This window comes from Paenibacillus oryzisoli (assembly GCF_001653565.1).
GTDB classification, from domain to species: domain Bacteria; phylum Bacillota; class Bacilli; order Paenibacillales; family NBRC-103111; genus Paenibacillus_E; species Paenibacillus_E oryzisoli.
Genome location: NZ_LYPB01000089.1, coordinates 190,229 through 209,637, shown reverse-complemented (window position 1 = coordinate 209,637; position 19,409 = coordinate 190,229). Strand labels below are relative to the sequence as shown.

Below are 19,409 nucleotides of genomic sequence, written 5' to 3'. Positions count from 1 at the left end.
TGCCGGGAGTAGGTGTTTTTTTACATGGATAAAACTCGGGTGGCTTCCGCATTTTAATCATGTGGAGGTGTTACCTATGAGCAAATCAGATAAGCCTAGCGTGGATCAAGTTGAAATTGTGAGTGAATGGATGCGTGTTATGCCAACTATTCTGCAACCTGCCGATCAAACAAGGGTATGGGCAGATGAGGGCGATGCGGATGCAATCCGCGTGCACATCATGACGGCGGGACATACCGGCTATTCATTTGATTTTAAAGTGACGTATGTGGATGCCAGAGAAGTGAAAGTTGAACTGACCGACGTGCAGCAAGGTACAACGCATATTGACGAACGCAGCGATGTTGTGCAGACGTTGATCGATGATTATGTGCGGCATATTCATGAATGTGCGCAGGCTTTGCAGAAGGTCACCAACGCTTAAGTGAGAAGGAGGACACCATGATGACGAAGCAAAAGAGTCCCGACAAGAATTTGCAGAATGTGGCCAAAGATTTGGATAACAATCCAGTTAACGCCCATCATGCGCAGCAGGTTCAGCAGAAGGTCAACGACCATCGCCATCAAGATGCTCTAAATCACGAAGGAACAAACTCGTAACAGAGAGGATGAGGAGAAATGTCTAAACCTAAGAATTATTCCGCAGGCGACAATCTTGTCAATAATGGCAATGTAAAGAATCGCAATAATCAGGGCGGAAACCAAGAGCCATTGTCTGGATCTAAGAAAGTGAAGAATCAGAATCATCACGGCGGACACGCTGCTGAAGGCCATGGGCACGGCGGATAACAGGCAATGAAATTTTTTTATAAAACATGATTAAAAAAACATAACCCGGACATACTATATTTGTCGGCAAGCAGAGAGGTGTGGTTCCGTTGGAGCAATTAGCGAAAGGGAAACAACCGTTGCAAAGAGGACTTTTCTACCTGTTATAATCAGGCTGGAGGGCGATGTGCTAAAGACACTTACCGTGTTTTATACGCAGATTTAACTTAAGTTTTATGTGTAACAAGGTTCAAAGAAATATCATCAATGCCGACAGAAAAAAGAACCCTTAGGGGTTCTTTTTTTGTATGTCTATCAAATTTCTCGGTTTTCAGTATCCTTTTCAGAAAATGGTGATGGTAACTTCTGCTTTCGATTCATGAGTAAACGAATGCCGCCTCCAATGAGGAGAAGGGCTACGATCAGCGTCTGACTGAAGTTGTTAAGCAGATACATGTAATTCCGCGAAGCGGGTAGAGCTTGATAGATGAATTGGACAAAGAACTCACTGAAGATATAGTAGCCGCCTAAAACGATTAAAACGACGCCAATTAGGCGTTGATAGGCTGTCCAATTTTCGACAAGTGGCTTGTCAATCAGTGTGCCATTTTCATACTTCGAAATGCTCTGCAGGGCATCAAAAAAGCTAAAGAACCAAAGAATGGGGATCAAAAAAAAGAAAAGGGACAACCGCAGCACATCCAGCACGTAAATGGAGAAAAGGAACACAGCCATCAGTTGGATCCCGCGTTTGGTCATTGATAAGTACAGGTGCGCTGCACCAGGGAAAATGGCGATAATCGTGGCAAGTGTCCGATTTTTGCGGCCATGCTCATCACGCTGGAAATCTTCAAACATACTACGATCCACGAGTTCATATCCGGCTTGTTTGCGATCTAACTGCTTCAGCGCATCGAACATCGTATAAAACCAGAGCACAGGTAACGTCAGTAGGAACACGATAAAACCTTCGTTATGCGTCAGAATGGTGATGAAGAATACGAGAATGGCAATGCCGAAGAAGGAGATCATCGCGGTAAGGCCTCTCTGCATTAACCCAAGCCAGAAATGGCCAACGCCTGGAACGAAGGAGAGCATGAGTACTTTAGATCTTTCATGTCTTCCTGCCAGGTGAGCATAGTACGCGTCGGCATTCCAAGACGGCACCTCTTGTTCAGGCGGATAAGGGCCATAATGGGGCTGTTGCATCGGGTGATGATACATTGATGGGTTTGGCAACGGCATTGGCATTGGAACTGGTGTGTTCAATAAATAGATAAGCATATCGATCATATTAATGATCCACGTGAGCACGATAGGAATAAGCAGAAAGGCGAGTTCATCAGCATCATGGGACACAATGCCTAAGAAAAGGATGAAAGAAAGTCCGAAGAATAAGAAACCGTATAATAAACCGCGGATTGTGCGATTGATATACAGATGACCGACTCCGGGTATGAAAGATAACAGGAATGCAACAAGATTACTTTTCGTAGGCATTAAGGCGTTAAGCCTCCTTTTTTATGTTCATTTTGTAAAGTGTCCAACCATGTTAGTGTGCGATTAACGAGATGATCAGATATTGAAATGGGTGTCTCAAGAGAGGCAGGGGCTTCTAGAGGAGGAGCGGGCTTGAAGGCACCATACGTTCCTATCTCCTGAGATATGCCATGGAAAAAGCCAGTGGCTACAAGCACCAGCGTCGCGGCAGCCGCGATCCCATAGTGGAACAACGTGGAGCGATACCAAGCAGGCCTCTTTCCAACTGTCCTGATTAGAATGCGATTCATATAGGCTGATTGATCTTCGACCTCTAGGATCTGCTGTAGGGCTAGTTGATCTATACCTATCATGTAGCTCGCTAAGCAGGCCTCGCAACGGTAGAGATGATCCTCCATTTCGTCCCTTACTTCTGACGGTAGATGATCCTCTATATACTGCATCCATTCCTGTTGGCTATAATGGGTAACCTTCATCGAAACTCCTCCTCCTTCCAATGATTTCGCAGCCACGTCTTGGCTCTGTATAGCTTTGATTCGACGGTTTTGATCGTAATGCCTTGGGCATCCGCGATATCTTGATACGATTGTTGATGAATATAATAGGCCAATAACACGTCTTGGTAGTTTGTTGGGATCTGGTCGAGCTTGTGACGAACGAATTCCGTCGTTTCTCTGATCATAATCTCTTGTTCCACACTCTGCTCTGGAGGCGCTGGCCCAGCTGAAGACAGGGCTTCCTCCAATTCGGCAACGCTGTCTTCCTTACGCCGACTAGTAGCGCGCTTGAAATCAATAGCCCGATTCACTGCGATGCGCGTCATCCAGGTTTTCAGGCCTTTCCTTTCATACCGAGGGAGGGAGAAGTAAATGCGGGTCCAAACCTCTTGGGACAAGTCTTCGGTATCCTTCTGATGACGAACAATCGCAAAGATCGTCTGCAAAATATACGAACGATACCTTGCGATCAATTCACGGAATGCCGCTTCATCCCCTTGTAGAATACGATCAATTAGTACGTGCTCCTCAATATGCTTCTCCTCCTCTCCGCATGTATAGACGAGGCCTACTGGACTTACCCCTGCACTTTGATGAAAAAAAGAGCGAATCGTGAGATTCACTCTTCCAATTATTGTGCCATCGTAGATTTGTTGGTTCCCAGTGGTTGTTTCTTAGCGGAACTTTGAACGAACAGATAGGCGAGTAATGCACTGCCGGCACCGAGGACGCCAAGTACAATAAAGCCCTCATTCAGAGAGAAATAGTCGCCAATGATGCCCATGAGGACAGGTCCTACGAACATGCCAAGACCATATATCGCTTGGAAAAAGCCCATTGCCGTCGCCCGCTTATCCGCAGGCATATGCTTAATGCTCATCCCCATGAGCAAGGTAAACGAAAGTCCGCGGCCAAACCCAGCGATGGCCTGAGTAATCATGAGCAGCCAGAGATGATGAGTGAACGGCACCGTAAAGGTGAAGATCCCCATGAGCAGGAAACCAGCTACAACCATGCGCTTCTCCCCATATTTCATCGCCCAACGTCTTCCGCCGAATAGAGAGGCCAGCGCAACAGGTACGTTAGCGAATAAGGACAGCAAGGAGAGCGAGAATTTGTCTGCGCCAAGCTGCATCGCATAAACCGGCGTGAAGCCGAACACCGTAGCGAAGATCAGCACCTGCGATAAGATAGCGAGCAGGGAAACAAAGAGGAGCGTGCGATCTGTCGCTACGTTTCCGATTCCGCGCATGGTGATTTTGGGCGCGTCTTTCTCTACTTTTTCGATGAGGAAGAAAGAACCGATCATCCCTAGTAGGCCAAGCGCCGCGCCGAGAATGAAGACAGATTCCCAACCTAGCTTGTCTGCTGCCCAGCCAGCACTAAGTATGCCCAGCACCTGACCGAGTGAGTTGAAAAAGGAGATCGTCCCGATCGCTTTCGTAGACTCTTCATGTTTGTAATAGCTTGTGAATAGCACCGTAAAATCAACCCAAGTAGCTGCGGCTGCCCCTGCCAGTGCTCGAAGGATCAAGATCCATGTAAAATCATGCGTGAACCACAGCCCGAGTCCCGTAATGGCAGTGAAGAGGAGACCGAAGGTGATGAATAGCCTTCTTTTATGAAAACGATCCGACATAATGCCAACGGGTATGCGGAGGAGCATCTGCGAAATGCCGTACATACCGACAATCCAGCCAGCCAATTGGTGGCTTCCCCCGAGGAATTCCACGTAAGGCGCCATGATTGGAACGCTGGTGTACATTGACATCCAGAAGAGCATCGTGACCGCACAGAAGAGCGGGATGCGATAAGACGTAATAGGGCGAGTTGTCATCGGAGTGAGGACTCCTTTCTAATCAGTGATACCTCTATTATCCTTCTTTTGCTAACTGGGCGTCAAAAGGATTATGCAAAATTAAATAAGCAGTAACCATTTTTCAGTGGGCGAATATCCTATGGATAGTTAAAGAAGGAGGGATAGGCGTGTCCGCAATGAATCCTATTCAAGCTGGTCAAATAAGTGGTGACGTAAAGGCACATTGTAACAAATATATGAATTACCATGTTATTGCACATATGAAAGATGGGTCACAAATCGAGGGAATTATTGATGGTATGGATAATGAAGGCGTCACGATGTTAGTTCCAGAAGATGTCGGTGGTGAGGGAAGGGAAACGGACCCCTACAGACAACCGTTTGGTTACGGATATCGCCGATTTCGTCGGCAGCTACTTCCGTTTTCTCTTTTTGCATTTCCGTTCTTTAGACCTTACCCATACTACCGCCCATTTTATCCTTACTATCCTTGGTATTAGTAGATAAGGGCAATACGGCTGCACCAAGCAAGCTGAATTTACACCTATATCATCGTAAAACAAAAGACGATCGCAGTCGGATTATCCGATTAGCTATCGTCTTTTTAATGTGAATTAATGTTGTAACAAGCGAATCCTAATAAATATTAGGAACGTTTATAGATTTAAAAACGACTTTGTTATATCTATAAATTTCCAAAATATATGTAGTACGATACTAACGTTATATGTATAATGAAAAAAAGGGTATTTTTACTAAAAAATAGGGGGATTTTGTTTGAAAATGTACAAATTTGTAATTCCAGCTTCATTGGGAGTATTAATATTATTGTCAGCTTGCGGGCAAAAGGATCAAGCCGCAACGGCAGTTTCCAAAAATACGCCGATTGCTACACAAGGTACTACAGATAAAGTAAAAGCGGAGGCAACTCCCTCGACCAAGCCAGTTGAAACAACGGCAGTGCTTCAGAAAGAGGGTACTTCTTCCGATGTTAAGATTACTGTCGATAGCGTCGAAAGCAAAGAAGTGGCAGGCACGAATGATTTTCTCAAGGCTACGGCAAAAGGGGTATTTAAAATCATCAAGCTAACTCTTGTCAACAATCAAAAGAGTGTGGTAATTGCAGATGGAGCTAGTTATAAACTGGTTGACGATCAGAATCGAGAGTACTCAACTTCATCGGATGCGATGACGGCAGTCGGTATGGATAAATCATTTTTCTTAAAAAAGATCGATCCAGGGCAAACTTTGACGGGGTATATAGCGTTTGATGTTCCTAAAGATGCAAAAGGTTTTTATTTAAAGGCACAAGGCGGTATGTCGGGGAAAGAAATTAAACTAAAAGTAGAATAACGAGGAGGAGCCGACTTGCTTAAGTGGCTCCTCTTTTTTATCTCAAAAGACTGTTGCTCAAACGGTATGCTTATGATCCTGAGGAAAAAGAAAAAACCTTGATATATCAAGGTTTTTTTGTCAACTAAACGCGCCCGATACGATTCGAACGTACGACCTACAGTTTAGGAAACTGTGTAATTATTCGCAAGGACACGTAAAAGCCGCGAAGCCTTAAGGTGCCTGTATTCGTTTCTTCACCGATAGCACACAGTTTATGCGATGCCTCACGGTTATTGTTATTACGGTTACAATTTTACCGCATTATACGCGTAACGACAAGCGGAAGCTAAACCCGTTGGCTAAAAGCCTTATCTACGTTTATAACGAAACTATTGGCGTATGTGGACATGGATAGTATAATTATGGAAACTATACGAAAAAGGGGAACGCGATAAATGCGTACTGCAACGGGAGTTCCTGCGCTGTTCCTGGCGCTTTTATTAGGGATGTATGCATATAGTCGTTACACGTTGGGGCAGGAGTTGAATAGTTTATCGTATACACTCGCGGGGATTGCTAGTGCTATCGTCATGTTACTTTATATATTCGGCGGGGCACTATCATTTAAAGAGCCAATGAGAGCAGGACTCATGTTTGTAATCGCGCTTGTAATATCGCTGCTAACTGGCGCATTTCTTAGCTGGATTATGTTAATATTTGCGGTACTATCCTTCGTATTATTTCGGATGTCCGGAAAAGCAGTTAGTGAAGTACAAGATGTCACAGTAACACGTTAAACGCGGAACACAATAAGCGCAGCTCCTTCGCGGATGACTGCGCTTTTTTACGTCAAATTAGCGCGATAAAGGCGCCGTAGGGTGTTTAGTCGTCCAACGTCGTAATCGCGCTAATTTCCGCGCTAGAAACGCTAAAAACCTACCGCGATTAAACGGTAGGTTCTTCGTTTTACTTTATATTTTTCCGATCGCTTACGCCAAGATGTGTTTTTAATGCGTCTTGGAGAACGTGTGAATAGTTTACGTTATTTTCTGCCGCAATGTCGTCCAGCCACTTCGGTATAGTCAGCGTTTTCTTGACGGCTCTATTAGCCATTTCATCGCGAAAAGGTGGCATCCATACTTCGATAAGTACGGCGACTTGATTCGGATTGTTTGCGATGTTACGTAGCTTTTTGGCCGGCGTTGGTTCCGGAATATCATCGTTATCGCGTTCCATGCCGTAGAGATGCAGCGCCAGGCACTCCTTCGCCATACGTAAGGCTTCGCTGTCTGTATCACCGCAAGTGATGGCGCCAGGTAAATCAGGAAACTCAACGCTAATACCGTCGTCTGCATAGTCAAAGATCGCGGGGAATACGTAACGGTCTTTTTTTAACATGTTTAATAGTACCTCCTTACGTAATATAGTAAATAATTTTATATACAAATTCCCAAAGGGGATGGGGCTACTTAAGCCCCGCCTGCTTTAGGATGCTATGTACCGTTTTAATTGGAAAATCCTTATTCGGATGGGGGATAGTGACGCGTCCCTTTTTAGTCGGATGCTTGTATTGCTTGTGACTTCCGACTTGATTTACTTCAAACCATCCATCGCGTTCGATCAGTGCTATTAATTCTCTGCTACTCGCCATCGCATCAACTTCCTTTCTATGTTTTAATTATAACACGTATAATAGTACGTGTCAATATTAAAATACGTGTTATTATACGTACTTTTTATCGCAATGGAACGAACAACAAAATAGCGCAAGCGCATCGGAATCATTCCGGTACACTGGCGCTATTCTTTATTTAATTCTGATTATACTCGTTAACTTCGAACGTTTCGATTTTGCTGAACGCGATGTAATCTTTGCGGCTGACAAACTTCGCGAGGTTGTACGTTTTGTTAAACGTGTAAACTTCTAGGCCGGTTCCATCAGCGCGACCATTATACCAGTTGATGAACGCGTTAACATCTGTCATAGGCAAATCGTATTCTTTTTCGAGTCCGTTTACTAACGTGATGACGAGTAGAGCACGACCACTAACGGTAGGTGCTGTCGGAGTTGCGGATGCTTCGTTTGAGTTGGCGCTTTCGCTACCAGCATTTAAAGCGGTGACTACGTAATAGTATGTAGTTCCATTTGTGACTGCGTTATCCACGTACGTAGTTCCAGTAAGGCCCGTTGCGATAGTAGTGTACGGACCGCCAGCGGTTGTAGCGCGTTTAACGTTGTACGATGTAGCGTCGGTGGCTGCGGACCAAGACAGAGGGACAGTTGCGTTTCCATATGTTGCAGTAAGATTAGTTGGAATACTTGGTAAAGTTACTGGACTGTTGTTGAAGAAATCGATTTCCCATACTGTCATATTAATTTTGGGTACAAGGACAATCTTACTAACATTAGCTAAAGTTTGATTTAGAGTCTTTTCTACGCTACTAGTTGCATTATTCCAAACGTAACTATCCGTGTAAATTAGAGTTTGACTTGAGTTGTAAAAGTTAATGTCAATGTCATAATTTGCTTTTATTTTGTAAGAAGTTATAGTTTGAGGCGTACTAAATTGATACCATGCTTTTTCGTAAGACCATAGACCATAGACCATAGCTAGTAGCTTCGTTTCCGTCAGTAAATAGTAAAGTGTTCGCGGTAGTGCTGTTTTGTGGGTTATCGACTTGAAAAGGATTGGACTGCAATAGACCTCCAGTATATGCATAGGAATTCCCAGGTAAGGAAGTAAGAAAAATAAATAAAATAGCACAAAACAATATTAACTTTTTCAAAATAATTACCACCTTTTACTAAAATTAAGTTACTCGGTGAATGTTACATTATTCGACATAATTTGTCTAAACATTTCCAGTAAAATAATGTAATATAAGTATTTCCTTTGTTGATTTTACGAAAAAAACGCCAAGCCTAGCGGAATCTAATCCGTTAAACTTGGCGCTATATTATCGTGTGATTATATGAAACTTGTATCAGCTATGTGCGAACCACGTATCGTTAATTATTGCGCAATTCTCGAAGTATTCGCGTATGCCAAATAGTATCATTTAATAGAGGATGGAACAATACATTATTGGTATAATTTAGGTATAAAGGGTGGTGGACAATATTTATAAATTAAATAATAATTCTTCTCAAGAAACAAATTTATTCACAGAAATACTAAGTGAACTTGAGTATTTGGGTTATTTTTGCATGATTTCAGATAACGGAATGATAGAACATGATAGTTACTTCAGCGATGATACTCTAGTGCCAAATCAGCGAAAGTTCCGGTATTTGGTGCCTCAAGTAGCCGTTTAACATGATCGTCGCTAAAGGTTTCCTTATCCTCGTTATCGAACCGCGGCTGCTTGATGTTCTCAACTGGATTGGCCTTTACTAGTTCCTCGCTCGCGAGAAAGTTAAACATTGTACGCAAATCACGTAATCTAAACGCAATTGTATATGGGGATAACCCTTCCTCTTTTTCTCTGTTTGTAACGCCGGCATATTTCATTTTTGTGCTCATGTGAATAACGTATTCACGGATCATAATCGGAGTTATCCGACCAATTTCATTCACATGTGGATACGCGAAATCGAATTATTCACGGAAATACCGCCAATGAGATTTGTAACTCCCCAATGTCCTCTCACGCATTCCCTCCGACTTCTTCGCGCTATAAAATAACCCGAATGCCTCCTCTAGTCCGTACCCCTTTGCGATCGCCGTCGCTTTGCCGAGAATTACCCTTAACAACGGATTTACCTTTCCGCGGATCATTACTCATAACGAAAAAACCTCCTACGTATACCATAAGAGGTCGCATAAATTCAGTATGATCGCGGTGAATTTAAGACATACAGTCTCGTCCATTTTCGCTTATATACTGTGTGCCTTGCGAAGGCCTGTCCGTAATATTCAACGTTAGCTAAATGTTGATATACCGCGGGTTTTAAGTCAATTGTACGCGCCCGATACGATTCGAACGTACGACCTACAGTTTAGGAAACTGTTGCTCTATCCTGCTGAGCTACGGGCGCATAGTATCGTCATTCTAACATGAGATGTTTTAGAGGTGCAACCATTTTAGACTACAGCTAAGGAAGATATTGTTTATTTAAGCAAGGAATGTACATAGTGAGTAAAGAATACTAAGAACATTCACGATTACTCGTTCGTAACCACTAGAAAGAGGTGCCCTATGGAGAATCGCCCTGTCATTCAACTTGCCAAATCTAGAATTGAAACCGTACTTGATGTTATTTCCCTGCTAGCATTCCTAGGTATGATCGCATATGTCGCCTACGAATGGCACGATATGCCTGAGCGAATTCCGATGCATTTTAACGGTAAAGGGGAGATCGATGGGTGGGGGAACAAAATGAGTCTAATTGCCGTGCCATGCATAGGCGTTATCATTTATGTTGGCTTGACGCTCCTAAGCAAGGTCCCTCATGTGTATAATTATCCATCCCAAATCACATCTCAGAATGCCCGCGGACAATATCAGAATGCGCGTTTGCTCATCAATAGTATGAAGACGATAATCCTCATTTTGTTTGCGTTTATTGAGTGGTCTATTATTCAGAGTGCAAAAGAAGGCACCGCGGAGCTTAATTTATGGGTGTTAGGCTTTATCCTGCTGATACTGTTTGGCACGATCATCTTCTTCATTATTCGTTCTAAACAATTAAAGTAGGGGAGGGAGAAGTCACATGACAGTATATGTAGGTTTTCTGCGCGGGATTAATGTAGGAGGCAAAAATAAAATCAAAATGGCCGACTTGAAAAAGACAGTAGAAGGCTTAGATTTAGCGCAAGTTCAGACCTATTTGCAAAGCGGCAATGTGCTATTCCAATCAGAGGAGTCTGCAGAAATCTTACGCCCGCGTATTGAAAAAGCAATCAGCGATGCAGTAGGCGTAGCGCCGACTGTTATTTTGCGTACTGCAGCGGAGCTAGCTGAAATTGTAGGGAATAGCCCCTATGATGCAGAGGCGCTATCCGAAGGGGAGAGCATTCAAATTTCTGTGCTTACAGAAGAAGCCCCGCAGGCATTCACCGACATCTTATCCAAGGGACAGAGTGAAGTAGATGAATTTCAGATACGGGGCTGCACAATATATTATCTGTTTTGGCAAAGTGTGTTGGATTCGAAGCTGGCGAACAACATTCAGAAACTTGGCGATCGCGCGACGACGCGTAATTGGAATACGATGAGCAAACTGGTAGAGCTGGCAGGCGATTTAGAGCTAGCAAGCAAATAATCCGAACGACTGCCAGCTCCTAAGCTTTCCCACGTAATTTTCGGAAAAACTGCGTTAACATCGTGGAACATTCCTCTTGCAAAACACCGCTGACGACATCGACCCGGTGATTGAATCGGTCTTCCTGCAGCAAGTTCATTAATGTTCCTGCACAGCCCGCTTTCGGATCAACGGTACCATAAATAACTTGAGGCACACGTGCTTGCACGATGGCACCAGCACACATTGGACAAGGCTCTAATGTCACATAGAGCTGGCAATCTAGAAGGCGCCAAGCCTGTAAATGCTCGCTCGCTTGTTTAATGGCAATCAGTTCTGCATGGGCAAGCGGATCTAGGGTTGTTTCGCGTAAATTGTGGCCGCGGCCAATGATTTGACCTTGATGGACGACGACCGCGCCGATCGGAACTTCACGGATGGCTTCCGCTTTCAGCGCCTCGGCAATCGCTTCTTTCATCCAAGGGATATGTTGATCCACAGGGGGACACCTCGCAATAATAGTTTATCCACATGTGTATAATAAATCCGAACAAATATTCGTTGTTAACAAGCTGTGGATAACAATGTGGATAAGTTATAAACCTGTGGATATTCAATTCCACTACACATTCATACAATAAAAACATTGCCTATGCAAGGATTTTAGTTGAAAGAAGTGCATGAGCTACGTATAATAATGTTAGAAGTGGGTCTTTTAGACCATTTCGGACAAAAGGTAGAACATTTAGACTAGTAACGATTTAACCAGTAAGGATATAACTATATAAATGAATAGCAGGGTTCGACAATGGCAAACTTGCTGAAAGGCAAGGACGCAAAGCTGAGGGTCTACGGTTCTTCTGAACTATGGCAGCCTGGTTACCGAAAATCGATGCTTTATTGATTGCGGTGATAGGCTGTCCCTGTGTGGGAGCAGTCTATTTTGCATGGAACAATACTGTGAAATTCAGCATTAGGGAGGGTGAAGAGAGCATGGCGATGAAGCACGGTGCTTTGAAGCGATATGGGAGTAAAGAAGGATATGATGCGGAGGTATTGATCAATTGCCGAGCGGTAATTGCGAAGGATGATTTCGTTTCAACAGGTATTCTTACCTATGCACAAGGCGACATCATGGAGATCGAACTGCCGGAGTATGAAGTATTCCAACTTGGAGACAAGATCAAAATGACGTTATATACGAAATCGGGTCTATTCGTTTTTCATTCGACAGTCGTAGCTAGAGAGCCTGGTTCACTGATCGTGATCAATCCACCTGAGAATCGAAAGAAGTTTTCGGAGAAACGGGAGTTCCCGCGGATCGATGTGAAGAATGTAGGTTACATAGCAGGCTTTCAAAATACAACCCAAAAAGAGCAGCATCACTTGGAAAATCCAATTAACATATCGATAAAAAACATTTCTATGAGCGGAATCGGGTTTGTCATTAATGATAATTCGATGATCGATGGGATTCTTTATAAAAAATGTATATTGCAAGTTGAGCTGGATTTAGGGTTTGACATGCGCTGTAGGTTGGAAATTATAAGGAAGGAAAAGAAAGAAGACGGCTACTACTATGGAGCCAGCTTTGAAAGCGTTCCTGCGGAACAAAGCAATGCCCTGCGCGTGTTTGTTCTACGGAATCAGATCCAAACTTACTTCGAACAGAAGCGGGATGAAGAGTTCAAAAAAGCAATGGAAAAAAAGTCTGCAGCTAATCAATAGCTTGCAGGCTTTTTTTTGCCCGCTAAGTACTATATAATAAGAAGGATGATTTTCGAAAATTAAGGAGTTGTAACCACAATGGCTTTGAAAGCAGGTATCGTCGGTCTACCGAATGTAGGAAAATCGACATTGTTTAATGCAATTACACAGGCGGGGGCAGAATCTGCGAATTATCCGTTCTGTACGATTGATCCGAATGTTGGGGTAGTTGAAGTACCAGACGAGAGATTGCAGAAGCTGGTAGAAATCGTAGTGCCTAAGAGCATCGTGCCGACGGCCTTCGAATTCGTTGACATTGCGGGTTTGGTTAAGGGTGCGAGCAAAGGCGAGGGCCTTGGAAATAAATTTCTAGCACACATCCGTGAAGTCGATGCGATTGTGCATGTTGTGCGTTGTTTTGAGGATGATAATATTACTCACGTTTCTGGGAAAGTCGATCCGATTGGCGACATCGAGACGATTAATCTTGAATTGATTTTGGCAGACATTGAGTCGGTTGATAAAAAGATCGAGCGTTCACGCAAAAACCTCAAAGGCGGCGACAAGAAAGTGGTTGCTGAAGTGGAGTGTTTGGAACGGATCAAAGAAGCCTTATATAATGATATGCCAGCACGCAGCTTAGATTTGACGGACGACGAGCGTCTGCTAGTTCGCGACCTGCATTTGCTGACGATGAAGCCAGTGCTCTACGCGGCAAACGTGAGTGAAGATGAAGTTTCAACTGCGGATGACAATGCATATGTTAAAATTGTGAAAGAATTCGCGGAAAAAGAAAACAACGAGGTTGTTTCTATTAGCGCGAAGGTTGAATCCGAGATTGCTGAGCTGGAAGACGAAGAAAAAGCGATGTTCCTGGAAGAGTTGGGACTTCAAGAGTCCGGCTTGAATAGATTGATTAAAGCAGCTTACCGCAAGCTCGGCTTGTACACGTATTTCACAGCTGGGGTTCAAGAAGTTAGAGCATGGACGATTCGTAAAGGAACGAAGGCTCCGCAAGCAGCTGGCGTCATTCATACGGATTTCGAACGTGGATTTATTCGTGCAGAGGTTGTTTCTTATAACGATTTGGCTGCTGCTGGATCCATGGCTGGTGCGAAAGAAAAAGGCCAAGTACGCCTTGAAGGTAAAGAGTACGTAGTAAATGACGGCGACGTTATGCATTTCCGTTTCAACGTTTAATTAACAATAAAAACAAGAAAGGAGTGATCCCCTATGTTGGATCGACTTCAGTCCATTGTGGACCGCTATGACAAACTAAGCGAGTTATTGTGTGACCCGGATGTTACGAGTGATACGAAGAAACTAAGAGAGTATTCCAAAGAGCAATCTGATCTTCAAGAGTCTTACGATGCTTATAATGAGTATAAGAGCGTGAGCGAACAGCTAGCAGATGCGAAAGTGATGCAGAATGAGAAGCTGGACGATGAGATGCGTGAAATGGTCAAAATGGAGATCGAGGAGCTAACCGAGCAATCGGCTAAGCTAGAAGAACATCTTCGCATTCTGATGATGCCGAAGGACCCTAATGATGACAAGAACGTCATCGTAGAAATTCGCGGTGCGGCAGGCGGCGATGAAGCTGCCTTGTTCGCAGGCGATCTTTACCGGATGTATACACGTTACGCAGATGGTCAAGGATGGAGAACGGAAATTCTCGATGCGTCCGTGAATGATTTGGGCGGATTCAAAGAAATAATTTTCATGATTACAGGTAAAGGTGCTTACAGCAAGCTCAAGTTTGAGAGCGGAGCACACCGTGTTCAACGTATTCCAGTAACAGAATCTGGTGGACGGATTCATACTTCAACGTCAACAGTTGTCGTTATGCCAGAAGCGGAAGATGTGGAAATCGTGATTCATGATGCCGATATTCGCGTCGATACGTTCTGTTCCAGTGGAGCGGGCGGTCAGTCCGTTAATACAACGAAATCCGCTGTACGTGTAACTCACGTACCAACGGGTATCGTCGCGACGTGTCAGGATGGTAAATCGCAGAACTCCAATAAAGAATCAGCGCTTCGCGTACTTCGTACGCGGATTTCAGATAAAATGCGTGAGGAAGAAGAAGCGAAATATGCCGGCGAGCGTAAAAGCAAAGTCGGAACGGGCGACCGTTCAGAGCGTATTCGTACCTACAACTTCCCGCAAAGCCGGATTACCGACCACCGTATCGGGTTGACGCTTCACCGTTTAGAGACGGTTCTTAACGGCGATATGGCGGAAATTGTGTCAGCGTTAACGATTGCTGCACAATCCGATGCCTTAGAGGCGATGTAATGACGACTGCAAACATGAGTGTGAGAGAAGCCTTTGTGAAGGCTTCTTCTTTTTTAGCGGAGCAAGGCGTCGCAGAAGCTTCGTCTTGCACGGAATTGTTGCTGCAGCACCTCTTAGGAGGCTGCACGCGCACGGAGCTGCTGTTCCGCTGGTGGCAGGAACAGATGCCGGAAGAGCTGGTCGCTACGTGGGACCAGCTCGTTGCCAGGAAGGCCGCGGGCGAGCCGGTGCAGTACATCACCGGCGAGCAGGATTTCTTCGGCCTTCCGTTTGAGGTGAGCCCGGCCGTGCTGATCCCGCGGCCGGAGACCGAGCTGCTCGTGGAGGCGATGCTCCACGAGGGCTCGCGTCTGTTCCCGCAAGGCGCTCCGCTGCTTGCGGATGTGGGCACCGGGAGTGGCATCATCCCGGTGACAATCGCGCACGCGCGCCCTGCGTGGCGCGTGGCGGCCAGCGACATCTCCGCGGCAGCGCTGGAGATGGCCCGCAAGAACGCGCAGCGCCACGAAGTGGCTGCGCGGATTGAGTGGCTCGAGGGCGACCTCCTCGAGCCTTATATTGAGCGCGGGCTCGCGCCGGACATGGTGGTGTCGAACCCACCATACATTCCGGACGGCGACCTGCCAGCGCTGATGCCCGAGGTGCGGCTATTCGAGCCGCACACAGCCCTGTTCGGCGGTATCGAGGGACTCGACCTCTACCGCCGCATGATCTCGCAGCTGCGCCGGCTGCCGCGAATCCCGACCGTGGTCGGGTTCGAGGTGGGCATCGGGCAGGCGGAGGCCGTGGCGGCGTTGCTGCGCGCCGCCGCTGATTGGACGGAGATCCGCTTCGTGCAGGATCTCCAGGGAATCGATCGCCACGTGATCGCGATCCGCTCTCCCGAGTAGCCGATTGTCTGAGATCGGCTACTTTCTCTTTCCCTCGGAGGACCAACTCTATCATTTTTTTGAAAAAATCATAGATTCATAGGTTTAGCTCCACCCACTCTTGTCCATACTGGTTATTATTATAAGAGTTGGGAAAGGGGCTACTCTCCATGGTTAAGAGAACGGAGCGCCACTCAGTTAAGAGCTTATCATTCATTGTTTTTGCACTTATACTTATGATTATGTGTTGGGAATCCAATCGTACGAATGCGGCGGTCATTTCGCCTACTATACCTGAGGAATCGATTCGTTTGCGCATTCTAGCAAACTCAGATTCTGCGCAGGATCAAGCTTTGAAACGCGAGATTCGCGATGCGATTATTGCCCGTATGGCGGAGTGGGTCGTTGGCCCCCATTCACTGGACGAGGCTAGAGCAGTTGTGAATGCGCATTTGCCAGAATTCGATCAACTTGTCGGCGAGATGATTGCATCTCGTGGCTACAACTATTCGCATACAGTAGAGCTAGGGGTTGTTCCTTTTCCAACCAAAATGTATGGAAATGACGTCTACCCAGCTGGAGATTACGAAGCTTTGCGTGTTGTGATCGGATCTGGTGAAGGGCAAAATTGGTGGTGCGTCTTGTTTCCACCGTTATGCTTTGTAGACTCAATTTCAGGTGAAGCAGTTGCTTCGGCAGCTGTTGTTGTGGCCAAAACGACGGATGAGAATGGCAAAGAAAAACAGCCAACGAAAGAAGCTAAGGTTAGTGAAACACCGTCTGCCAAGAAGAAAGACGGTGTTGCTGGCAAGGATAAAGCTCCTTCCACAGAGAAAGTTGCAAAGAAAGATGCTAAAGTTGAAGTTGCAGCAGCTTCTGCTTCTGTTTCTACAACCGAAGAGCCAGTTCAACCGAAAGTAAAATTCTTTATCTGGGAAATGTTCAAAGCGATCTTCTCGTGGTTTAGCTAATCGCAATAGATATAGATACATTTTATTTCATATAAGTAAGGATGAGAGTGATTGTGACAACCTATTGGCATGTGGAGCAAAGCGAACAGAGTGAATCAGCTCAGGCTATAGCAGAGGCAGCAAGTCTCTTACGACAAGGAGAAACAGTCGCTTTTCCGACTGAAACGGTCTATGGTCTTGGTGCCGATGCGACGAATACCGAAGCCGTACTACAGATTTTTGCCGCAAAAGGGAGACCCTCCGACAATCCTCTGATCGTGCATATCGCAGATACGACGCAGCTTTCGGGCCTTGTTCAACCCGATAGTATCACAGCTCATCATCAGGCGCTTATGAAGGCTTTCTGGCCGGGGCCATTAACGATTGTGCTACCTGTTCTTGCAGGTAGCCTTTCGCCGTTCGTAACGGCTGGACTGCAAACGGTCGGTATCCGAATACCTGATCATCCCGTGGCCTTGCAGTTGCTGCGAGAAGCTGGGCTTCCAATTGCAGCTCCAAGCGCGAATAGCTCGGGGAGACCAAGCCCGACTTGGGCATCGCACGTACGTGAGGATTTGGATGGCCAAATCGGTGGAATTGTAGACGGCGGAGCAACGGGTGTCGGTGTAGAATCAACAGTAATTCAACTTGTAGAAGGTGAATTATATGTGCTGCGCCCAGGTGGTGTGACAGCGGAGCAGCTGCAGGGTGTATTGCCAGAGATGCGTATTCATGTAGCTGAACCGACAGAGGTTGCAGCTGCGGATACGCCTCGTGCGCCAGGTATGAAATATACGCACTATGCGCCGAAAGGCCATATGCATATCGTTCAAGGGGACGACTACAGGGAAGTCTCGGCATGGATTCAACGCGATATCGATGCCGCGAAGGCACGGGGAGAGTCGACGGGGATTCTCACTTTTGAAGAAAGAATAAGCGGATATCGAGCAGATCTTGTTGTCGCTTGCGGCTCCTTATCACAACCAGAAACGATAGCCCGAGAGCTTTATGCCGCTCTGCGGACTTTTGATCATAAAGGCATTAGCTATATTGTTGCAGAAGGTGTATCTGATGCAGGGATTGGCAGCGCCATAATGAATCGACTGCTCAAAGCAGCAGGTCATGAACGCATCCGTCTCTAAACTAGCATGATTCCCAGTTTGTCCGCATATCTTGAGAAAGAATCGTGGACAAGGGGGATCATGCTATGCTCGTCGCATCTGGTGTACAAGTTGGGCAACTCATGACAATTGGAATAATGGCGGTTGCTTTGGGCCTAGATGCTTTTTCATTGGGAATTGGCATAGGGATGAAGGGCATTCGTCTGATGGATATTTTGAAAATCAGCATTGTTATCGGTCTTTTCCATGTGCTAATGCCGTTAATGGGAATGTTTATGGGGCAATACGTGTCTCTCCTTCTAGGTAATGTCGCTACGGCGGCAGGAGGATGTTTGCTTATTTTGCTTGGCGCACATATGGTCTATAGCTCAATACGCGGGGAAGAGGCGTCGGCCTTCGATCATCGAACGTTATGGGGGCTTATTATTTTTGCCCTCAGTGTTAGTATAGATTCGTTCTCAGTGGGCGTTTCGCTGGGGATGTTTGCTACAGACATTGTGCTTACAGTACTGATCTTCGGCTTATTCGGCGGGTTGCTTTCGATAGCGGGCCTAATGCTAGGAAGACGGGTCAGTGGTTGGGTCGGGGAATATGGCGAAGCATTCGGCGGGCTTATTCTATTAGGGTTTGGGATCAAGTTTTTACTATGATACAATACGGGTAATTACAGACGGTGTTAAGCCGTTTATTTCAAGGAGGATTTCATGTTGCGAATTCTATTTGTCTGTACAGGAAATACGTGCCGCAGTCCGTTAGCTGAAGGTTTGCTCCGTATGAGGGTGCATCAAGAGGGGCTTGCGGCGGAGGTTCGTTCGGCAGGTGTATCTGCGATGACGGGTGGTCCGATATCGAGAAACAGTCAGTCTCTTCTTGATGAAGCGGGTTTCAAGGAGTCTATTAGTTCACTAGCAATAGGTGCTGCGGATGTCGAGTGGGCAGATGTGATCTTAACGATGACAACGGGGCACAAACGCTCAGTTATCGGGCGATTTCCTTATGCGGTAGAGAAGACGCATACGCTCAAAGAGTATGTTGAGGATGACGCGCGCATTCTCCAGGCGATTGAAGAGCGAGAGCAGCTTGCGACAGAGCTTCAGCTCAAACAGGCACTATCTCAGACGATATCTGTGGAAGAGAGAAGCCGTTTGTATGCATTGGACAACACGATTCCCGATTATGATATTTCGGATCCCTACGGCGGGTCACTAGCTGATTATCGGCATACAGCCGAGGAGATCAATCGGAGCTTAGATAAATTGGTGAAAAAAATACGCTAGCATCCCGTGATTGGCTTTTTCCA

General features: G+C 45.7%; 25 protein-coding genes, 1 tRNA gene and 1 riboswitch. Of the genes, 16 read left to right on the top strand and 10 right to left on the bottom strand.

What is annotated here, in order from left to right:
• The first annotated feature begins 76 nt into the window (after positions 1–76).
• Genes A8708_RS29300 through A8708_RS35675 form a run of 3 tightly spaced genes read left to right on the top strand, consistent with a single transcriptional unit; the run spans position 77 to position 789 of the window.
• Positions 77–424 carry a hypothetical protein gene (locus A8708_RS29300; protein ID WP_068669661.1) on the top strand — a complete coding sequence of 116 codons (348 nt, stop codon included), beginning with the start codon at positions 77–79 and terminating at the stop codon, positions 422–424.
• 20 nt (positions 425–444) lie between these two features.
• Complete coding sequence (locus tag A8708_RS35940) at positions 445–600, top strand: hypothetical protein (RefSeq protein WP_204787667.1); 156 nt, start codon at positions 445–447, stop codon at positions 598–600.
• Between the two features lie 18 nt (positions 601–618).
• On the top strand, positions 619–789 hold the full coding sequence (locus A8708_RS35675; RefSeq protein ID WP_157265107.1) for a small acid-soluble spore protein P: 171 nt from the start codon (positions 619–621) through the stop codon (positions 787–789).
• 294 nt (positions 790–1,083) lie between these two features.
• Here the strand turns inward: A8708_RS35675 and A8708_RS29295 are convergent, their stop codons facing one another.
• From A8708_RS29295 to A8708_RS29280, 4 genes are read right to left on the bottom strand one after another with little or no spacing between them, the layout of a single operon-like run.
• Positions 1,084–2,268 carry a hypothetical protein gene (locus A8708_RS29295; protein ID WP_068669659.1) on the bottom strand — a complete coding sequence of 395 codons (1,185 nt, stop codon included), beginning with the start codon at positions 2,266–2,268 and terminating at the stop codon, positions 1,084–1,086.
• Positions 2,268–2,744, bottom strand: a complete 477-nt coding sequence (locus A8708_RS29290) for a hypothetical protein (protein WP_068669657.1) — start codon at positions 2,742–2,744, stop codon at positions 2,268–2,270. The genes A8708_RS29295 and A8708_RS29290 overlap by 1 nt, the downstream gene beginning before the upstream one ends.
• Positions 2,741–3,388 (bottom strand): RNA polymerase sigma factor, encoded by a 648-nt coding sequence (locus A8708_RS29285; protein ID WP_239696888.1) that lies wholly within the window; start codon positions 3,386–3,388, stop codon positions 2,741–2,743. Before A8708_RS29285 ends, A8708_RS29290 begins: the two co-directional genes overlap by 4 nt.
• A gap of 8 nt (positions 3,389–3,396) precedes the next feature.
• The gene (locus A8708_RS29280) at positions 3,397–4,602 is read right to left on the bottom strand and encodes an MFS transporter (RefSeq protein ID WP_068669655.1); all 1,206 of its coding nucleotides are present in this window, start codon (positions 4,600–4,602) and stop codon (positions 3,397–3,399) included.
• A gap of 149 nt (positions 4,603–4,751) precedes the next feature.
• Between A8708_RS29280 and A8708_RS29275 the strand changes: the two genes are divergently transcribed.
• From A8708_RS29275 to A8708_RS29265, 3 genes are all read left to right on the top strand, one after another.
• A complete protein-coding gene (locus A8708_RS29275; protein WP_157265105.1) occupies positions 4,752–5,084 on the top strand; it encodes a hypothetical protein in 333 nt (110 codons plus the stop codon).
• Between the two features lie 283 nt (positions 5,085–5,367).
• Complete coding sequence (locus A8708_RS29270) at positions 5,368–5,937, top strand: DUF4352 domain-containing protein (protein ID WP_068669690.1); 570 nt, start codon at positions 5,368–5,370, stop codon at positions 5,935–5,937.
• Positions 5,938–6,374: 437 nt separating this feature from the next.
• Positions 6,375–6,716, top strand: coding sequence for a hypothetical protein (locus A8708_RS29265; RefSeq protein ID WP_068669654.1), 342 nt, complete (start codon positions 6,375–6,377; stop codon positions 6,714–6,716).
• A gap of 169 nt (positions 6,717–6,885) precedes the next feature.
• Here the strand turns inward: A8708_RS29265 and A8708_RS29260 are convergent, their stop codons facing one another.
• From A8708_RS29260 to A8708_RS29235, 5 genes are all read right to left on the bottom strand, one after another.
• Positions 6,886–7,317: a type II toxin-antitoxin system HicB family antitoxin gene (locus tag A8708_RS29260; RefSeq protein WP_068669653.1), complete on the bottom strand. Its 432-nt coding sequence runs from the start codon at positions 7,315–7,317 to the stop codon at positions 6,886–6,888.
• Between the two features lie 67 nt (positions 7,318–7,384).
• Positions 7,385–7,570 carry a type II toxin-antitoxin system HicA family toxin gene (locus tag A8708_RS29255; RefSeq protein WP_068669651.1) on the bottom strand — a complete coding sequence of 62 codons (186 nt, stop codon included), beginning with the start codon at positions 7,568–7,570 and terminating at the stop codon, positions 7,385–7,387.
• A 160-nt stretch (positions 7,571–7,730) separates the two neighbouring features.
• Positions 7,731–8,291, bottom strand: a complete 561-nt coding sequence (locus A8708_RS35670; protein ID WP_157265103.1) for a hypothetical protein — start codon at positions 8,289–8,291, stop codon at positions 7,731–7,733.
• 876 nt (positions 8,292–9,167) lie between these two features.
• Positions 9,168–9,443, bottom strand: a complete 276-nt coding sequence (locus tag A8708_RS29245; protein WP_204787666.1) for a hypothetical protein — start codon at positions 9,441–9,443, stop codon at positions 9,168–9,170.
• Between the two features lie 441 nt (positions 9,444–9,884).
• Positions 9,885–9,958, bottom strand: a tRNA-Arg gene (locus tag A8708_RS29235).
• A 161-nt stretch (positions 9,959–10,119) separates the two neighbouring features.
• Here A8708_RS29235 and A8708_RS29230 point away from each other — a divergent pair.
• Both A8708_RS29230 and A8708_RS29225 read left to right on the top strand, forming a co-directional pair.
• On the top strand, positions 10,120–10,617 hold the full coding sequence (locus A8708_RS29230; protein WP_068669641.1) for a DUF1648 domain-containing protein: 498 nt from the start codon (positions 10,120–10,122) through the stop codon (positions 10,615–10,617).
• Between the two features lie 16 nt (positions 10,618–10,633).
• On the top strand, positions 10,634–11,185 hold the full coding sequence (locus A8708_RS29225) for a DUF1697 domain-containing protein (protein ID WP_068669640.1): 552 nt from the start codon (positions 10,634–10,636) through the stop codon (positions 11,183–11,185).
• 19 nt (positions 11,186–11,204) lie between these two features.
• Here the strand turns inward: A8708_RS29225 and tadA are convergent, their stop codons facing one another.
• A complete protein-coding gene (gene tadA / locus A8708_RS29220) occupies positions 11,205–11,663 on the bottom strand; it encodes a tRNA adenosine(34) deaminase TadA (protein WP_338044249.1) in 459 nt (152 codons plus the stop codon).
• 301 nt (positions 11,664–11,964) lie between these two features.
• Positions 11,965–12,051: riboswitch (cyclic di-GMP riboswitch) on the top strand.
• A 106-nt stretch (positions 12,052–12,157) separates the two neighbouring features.
• Here tadA and A8708_RS29215 point away from each other — a divergent pair.
• The 8 genes from A8708_RS29215 to A8708_RS29180 all read left to right on the top strand — a co-directional run bounded on the left by A8708_RS29215 (position 12,158) and on the right by A8708_RS29180 (position 19,386).
• On the top strand, positions 12,158–12,892 hold the full coding sequence (locus tag A8708_RS29215; RefSeq protein ID WP_082927879.1) for a PilZ domain-containing protein: 735 nt from the start codon (positions 12,158–12,160) through the stop codon (positions 12,890–12,892).
• Between the two features lie 78 nt (positions 12,893–12,970).
• Complete coding sequence (gene ychF, locus A8708_RS29210; protein WP_068669636.1) at positions 12,971–14,071, top strand: redox-regulated ATPase YchF; 1,101 nt, start codon at positions 12,971–12,973, stop codon at positions 14,069–14,071.
• 33 nt (positions 14,072–14,104) lie between these two features.
• Complete coding sequence (prfA, locus tag A8708_RS29205; protein WP_068669634.1) at positions 14,105–15,169, top strand: peptide chain release factor 1; 1,065 nt, start codon at positions 14,105–14,107, stop codon at positions 15,167–15,169.
• A gap of 14 nt (positions 15,170–15,183) precedes the next feature.
• The gene (gene prmC / locus A8708_RS29200) at positions 15,184–16,059 is read left to right on the top strand and encodes a peptide chain release factor N(5)-glutamine methyltransferase (protein WP_239696887.1); all 876 of its coding nucleotides are present in this window, start codon (positions 15,184–15,186) and stop codon (positions 16,057–16,059) included.
• Between the two features lie 149 nt (positions 16,060–16,208).
• Complete coding sequence (gene spoIIR, locus A8708_RS29195; RefSeq protein WP_068669630.1) at positions 16,209–17,009, top strand: stage II sporulation protein R; 801 nt, start codon at positions 16,209–16,211, stop codon at positions 17,007–17,009.
• Positions 17,010–17,050: 41 nt separating this feature from the next.
• Complete coding sequence (locus tag A8708_RS29190) at positions 17,051–18,130, top strand: L-threonylcarbamoyladenylate synthase (protein ID WP_068669628.1); 1,080 nt, start codon at positions 17,051–17,053, stop codon at positions 18,128–18,130.
• Between the two features lie 65 nt (positions 18,131–18,195).
• The gene (locus A8708_RS29185) at positions 18,196–18,759 is read left to right on the top strand and encodes a manganese efflux pump MntP (RefSeq protein ID WP_068669626.1); all 564 of its coding nucleotides are present in this window, start codon (positions 18,196–18,198) and stop codon (positions 18,757–18,759) included.
• Positions 18,760–18,813: 54 nt separating this feature from the next.
• Complete coding sequence (locus A8708_RS29180; RefSeq protein ID WP_068669624.1) at positions 18,814–19,386, top strand: low molecular weight protein arginine phosphatase; 573 nt, start codon at positions 18,814–18,816, stop codon at positions 19,384–19,386.
• Positions 19,387–19,409: the final 23 nt, after the last annotated feature.